A 4,144-nucleotide genomic window follows, 5' to 3' on the forward strand; every position below is an offset into this window, starting at 1 on the left:
CGGGGGGAACCGCCGCGCCGCGATCACCGCCCGGGCCAGCGGGGGGATCGGCTCCAAGATCTCGATCCGTGGGCTTGCGAACCCGGCCCGGGCGAGCCGTTCGGTCCACCGCTCCGAACTCTCGGCCCCGGCCACGCACCAGGCCCAGGCCTCGGGAAGGTCCCGGATCCCCTCGGGGAGGGGTTCCACGGCCACGAGGTCCGCCACGAGAAGCCAGCCCCCCGGGCGGAGGACGCGGACCGCCTCCCGGAGCAGTTCGTCGCGCTCCGGCACGAGGTTCGCGGCCCCGTTCAGGAGCACCCAGTCGAAGGCGTCGGCTCGGAAGGGGAGCCGGGGCAGAAGACCGCGCACGGGCCGCAGGGGCAATCGGGGCGCGCCCCGAAGGCACCCGGCCAGGCGGCGGAGCATGGCCCCCGAGGCGTCGAGGGCCGCCACGGGGTGCCCCCGGCGGGCCAGGATCCAGGCCTCGAGCCCGGCCCCGCAGCCCAGGTCGGCCACGGGGCCGGGGCCGTCCACCCGGTCGGCCAGGTTCGCGGCGCCCACGAACGCCTCGAGCAGGGGCGGCGGCACGGCGTCGAGATCCTCGGGGGCGTATCCGAGTCGGCGTGCCAGCGCCTCCCCCACCTCCAGGTTGAGCCCCCGCGGGGCCCGGGCGCCGCCCCGGCCGGTGCGCTCGTACACCGCCAAGATCTCCCGCTGGATGGTCCCGGGTTTCACAATCTCCTCGGGTTCCGTCGGTGCTGCATTTTCCCCTACAATCGCCAAACATGCCTTCGACGAAGGCCTCGGCCCCGCGGCCTCGCGCTGGCCCGAAGCCGCGCGTCGTCTGACTCCCTCTCCCCCTTGGGGGGAGAGGGCCGGGGAGAGGGTGGCTGTAGTGGCTCCCCCCTCCCCCTGACCCCCTCCCGCCAGGGGAGGGGGAACCGATTTGCGGCGGCGGGGAGGCCCTGCCGTCTGTCTCCCTCTCCCCCCCGGGGGGAGAGGGCCGGGGTGAGGGGGGCCTCGTTTCCCGCCTCCCCGTTGCCAGACGAAAAAGCATACCGGGAGCGTCCAAGGAGCGCCAATGGCCGTCGATCAGCCCCTGAACCCCGAGGAAAACCGCCTCTACGCCCGGGCCGAGGATCTCCACCCGGCCCACTGGGAGCGCCTGGCCGCGCGCGACCCCGGGGAGGCGGCCCGGGCCGCGGGGGCCCGGTGGGACGGGGGGAGGTTCCTCCTGCCCCTGCTGGGCCGCACGGTCGCGGTGGACCCCTCGGCCCGGACCGTCGGGTTCGAGGGCGACCCGGGCCGGCCGGTGGGGTACCAGCGGGCGCTCGTGGCCGTGGCCTACCTGGCCGGGGCCCTGGAGGCCCCGCTCCGGGGGGAATGGGTTCGGTTCCGGGACCTGCCCGGAGGCGACGCCTTTTTCCGGGGGCCCCATGCGCTGCCGCTCCCGCGCCTGGTGGAGGCGTTTGGGGCGGGGCCCCGGGGGCTCCTTTCGGCCGCGGCCGCCCTGGGCGGGCGGCCCGTCGAGGGGGCCGACGCGGCCGCTGAGGTCCCGGCCCTTCCCCGGGTCCCGGTGCGGGTGCTCGTGTGGGGGGCGGCGGGGGAGTTCGCCCCCTCGGCCACGCTGCTGACCGACGCCCGGTCCCATCTGCACCTGGCCCTCGATGTCTTGTGGGCGCTCGCGAACGTGACCGTGGCGGATCTCGTACGGGCGGGGCGGGGAGGAGAGGGATGAGGCTCCGGAGGGCGTTCCTTTTCGCGGTCGCGGTGTTGCCGCTCTGCGGCCCCGCGGCCCGGGCCGAATGGCCGTACCTCACCGAGGAGGCCTCCACCCTGGGGGAGCGGGGCTGGAGCGCGTCCCTGGGGGTGAGCCGCACCTGGCAGCACTCCGAGTTCCTGCGGGGCGGCAAGGGGGTCCTGTGGACGTTCCCAGAGGTCGAGGCGACCCTCGGGGTGGGGCCCCACGCCGAGGTCTCGGCCCAGTACGAGCTCCTCTGGTTCGACCCGGCCGACGACCGGGAGGGCTCCTACGAGTCCGGCGACGTGCGGCTCTGGACCAAGCTCTCCCTGTTCCCCGAAACCCTGAGGGGGTTCAGCTTCCGGTTCGGGGTGAAGCTCCCCAACGCCTCGGACCGCCGGGGCCTGGGCACCGACGAGACCGACGTGTTTTTGACCGGCCTCTGGGACGTGGAGGCGGGGCCGGTCTTGGTGAGCCTGAATGCGGGCTTGGGGATTCTGGGCGACCCCACGAAAAACGGCTCCCAGGACGACGTGTTCACCTGGGCCGGGGCGGCCCGGCTCCCCCTGGCGGGGGGCCGGTTCCGGGTCGGCGTGGACGCGGCCGGGTACTCGGGGCCGTTCGGGGTGCACCGGAAGCGGGACTTCGCGACGTATGGGGTGGTTCTCGACTGGGTGCTCGGGCGATGGCGCCTGAGCCTCGGGGGCCGCCGGGGCACCCAGGACGCCCTTGGGTGGGGCTGGGTGGCGGGGGTGACCTATGGGCGGTGACCGGCTTTCTCCCGAGCGGGCGGCGTTCCTCCGGGAGGATTTCGCCACGGGGTTTCCCGGCCACCTGGGCGCCCGGGCCGCGGAGGTGGGGCCGGGGGTCTGGGAGTCCGTGGTGGAGGTCCGGCCCGAGCACCTCCAGCAGGACGGGTTCGTCCACGCCGGGGTCCTCGCCACCCTGGCCGATCACTCGGCCGGGTACGCGGCATTTACTTTGGTGCCTGGGGACCGCCGGATCCTCACGATCGAGTTCAAGATCAACTTCCTCCGGCCGGCGGTGGGCGAGCGGCTGCGGTGCCGGGCCCGGGTGGTGCGGCCCGGCCGCACGGTGCTCGTGGCCCAGTCCGAGGTGTGGGCCGAGGCGGACGGCGCCCCGGCATCGGTGGCCCTGGCCCAGGTGACCCTGATGGCCGTGCCCGCGGAGCGGCTAGGCGGCTAGGCGGCTGGGCGGTGAGGCGGCGAGGCGGCGAGGCGGCGAGGAGGGGGCGTCCCGGCGGTCTACCGTCCTCACGTCCCAGCGTCCTAACGTCCCAACGTCCCCCGTCCCAACGTCAATGCGGCCGAAACGGTCCCACCTGGTAGTGGAGGCCGTGTGCCCGGAACACCGCCTCCACGGCGTGGACCGACGGGAGGCCCAGGGCGTAGGCGCCCGCGAGCGCGCCGGACCGGAGCACGGGAAACGCGTCGCCCACGTGATCCAACCCCAGGGCGTCCAGGGCCGCCCGGGCGGCCGGGTCCTCGCGGGGCACGGGCGGGGCCAGGGAGACCGACAGGATCTCCCCCGGGCTCCCTGGGGTGCCCCGCGGGCCCATGCCGAGGGCCTCCAGGTACTCCTGGGTCGCGTTGAGGACGACCGCCCACCCTTGCGGCGGCCGCAGGCCCTCCAGGAGTTCCACGAAGGCGAGCTGGGCGCGGAGGCTCCGCGACCTGGCGGCGCGGTCGAAGGGGTCGTAGGGGTCGGCGGGGTTCCAGAACGGGCGCAAGAGGAGCACCGGCGGGTCGGGGAGCCAGAACCCCTGGAGATAGGAGCGAAACGGGGTGCCGCCATGGAGTTCGGCCGTGCGGGCGGGGTGGGCGTCGAGCCCGGCCATGAGGAACTCGCGGGTGTCCGGGTTCCAGTACAGCCGCCGGACGGGGTGCTCCTCCTCCCGGGCGGGCCAGGCCGGGGGAAACACCGCGTCGCTCCGGTACCGTTCGAACACGCTCCGGGGAACCCGCAAGAGCAATCGGCCCTCCCGGGTGAGTTCGTAATGGCCCCCCTTGGCCTCGATGGTCACTGGTTCGTACGCGCCCATGGCCTAGAACCCCAGGATCACGTCCTGGAACCGGCGCCACCACCGGGCCAGGGCGATCACGGTCAGTAGGCTCACCCCCAGGGTGGCGGCGGCGGTCCACCGGGCCCCCCGGGCCACGACGAGGGCCGTGGCCCCCCGGGCCTCGATGGTCTCGAGGGCCCGCTGGGTCAGTTGCTCCGCCCGTTCCCGCACCGCGTCCCCCAACCGGACCGCGGTGCTCCCGTACTCCTGGATCCGGCTCCAGTCCCGGGTGCCGCCGGCGGGTGGGCGATCCGGTGCTGCGGTGCGGGTTCTGCCGCACCGGGCTGTACGTGCGGCCCCGGGACTTCCTGGGGTACCATTGGCCTTGGGAGGGGGCA

6 protein-coding genes are annotated in these 4,144 nt (G+C 74.8%); 3 read left to right on the forward strand and 3 right to left on the reverse strand.

From position 1 onward, the window contains the following. Positions 1–717, reverse strand: a 717-nt coding sequence (locus ACYQ8L_RS18145; RefSeq protein ID WP_459943231.1) for a methyltransferase domain-containing protein, incomplete at its 3' end; no start/stop codon positions are given. 346 nt (positions 718–1,063) lie between these two features. On the opposite strand from ACYQ8L_RS18145, the gene ACYQ8L_RS18150 reads away from it, so the two are divergent. Genes ACYQ8L_RS18150 through ACYQ8L_RS18160 form a run of 3 tightly spaced genes read left to right on the forward strand, consistent with a single transcriptional unit; the run spans position 1,064 to position 2,929 of the window. Further along, a complete protein-coding gene (locus ACYQ8L_RS18150) occupies positions 1,064–1,720 on the forward strand; it encodes a DUF3786 domain-containing protein (RefSeq protein ID WP_459943232.1) in 657 nt (218 codons plus the stop codon). Continuing rightward, positions 1,717–2,493: a hypothetical protein gene (locus tag ACYQ8L_RS18155; RefSeq protein ID WP_459943233.1), complete on the forward strand. Its 777-nt coding sequence runs from the start codon at positions 1,717–1,719 to the stop codon at positions 2,491–2,493. The genes ACYQ8L_RS18150 and ACYQ8L_RS18155 overlap by 4 nt, the downstream gene beginning before the upstream one ends. Next, positions 2,483–2,929, forward strand: a complete 447-nt coding sequence (locus ACYQ8L_RS18160) for a PaaI family thioesterase (RefSeq protein ID WP_459943234.1) — start codon at positions 2,483–2,485, stop codon at positions 2,927–2,929. The genes ACYQ8L_RS18155 and ACYQ8L_RS18160 overlap by 11 nt, the downstream gene beginning before the upstream one ends. Before the next feature lie 112 nt (positions 2,930–3,041). On the opposite strand, the gene ACYQ8L_RS18165 is transcribed toward ACYQ8L_RS18160, so the two are convergent. Together ACYQ8L_RS18165 and ACYQ8L_RS18170 are read right to left on the reverse strand one after the other, a co-directional pair. Then, on the reverse strand, positions 3,042–3,785 hold the full coding sequence (locus tag ACYQ8L_RS18165; RefSeq protein WP_459943235.1) for a hypothetical protein: 744 nt from the start codon (positions 3,783–3,785) through the stop codon (positions 3,042–3,044). A gap of 3 nt (positions 3,786–3,788) precedes the next feature. Next, positions 3,789–3,977, reverse strand: a complete 189-nt coding sequence (locus tag ACYQ8L_RS18170) for a hypothetical protein (protein ID WP_459943236.1) — start codon at positions 3,975–3,977, stop codon at positions 3,789–3,791. Positions 3,978–4,144: the final 167 nt, after the last annotated feature.

This window comes from Deferrisoma palaeochoriense (genome assembly GCF_054656955.1).

Coding starts and splice junctions, on each gene's coding strand:
- ACYQ8L_RS18150 (WP_459943232.1), top strand. CDS start 1,064: ATGGCCGTCGATCAGCCCCTGAACCCCGAGGAAAACCGCCTCTACGCC.
- ACYQ8L_RS18155 (WP_459943233.1), top strand. CDS start 1,717: ATGAGGCTCCGGAGGGCGTTCCTTTTCGCGGTCGCGGTGTTGCCGCTC.
- ACYQ8L_RS18160 (WP_459943234.1), top strand. CDS start 2,483: ATGGGCGGTGACCGGCTTTCTCCCGAGCGGGCGGCGTTCCTCCGGGAG.
- ACYQ8L_RS18165 (WP_459943235.1), bottom strand. CDS start 3,785: ATGGGCGCGTACGAACCAGTGACCATCGAGGCCAAGGGGGGCCATTAC.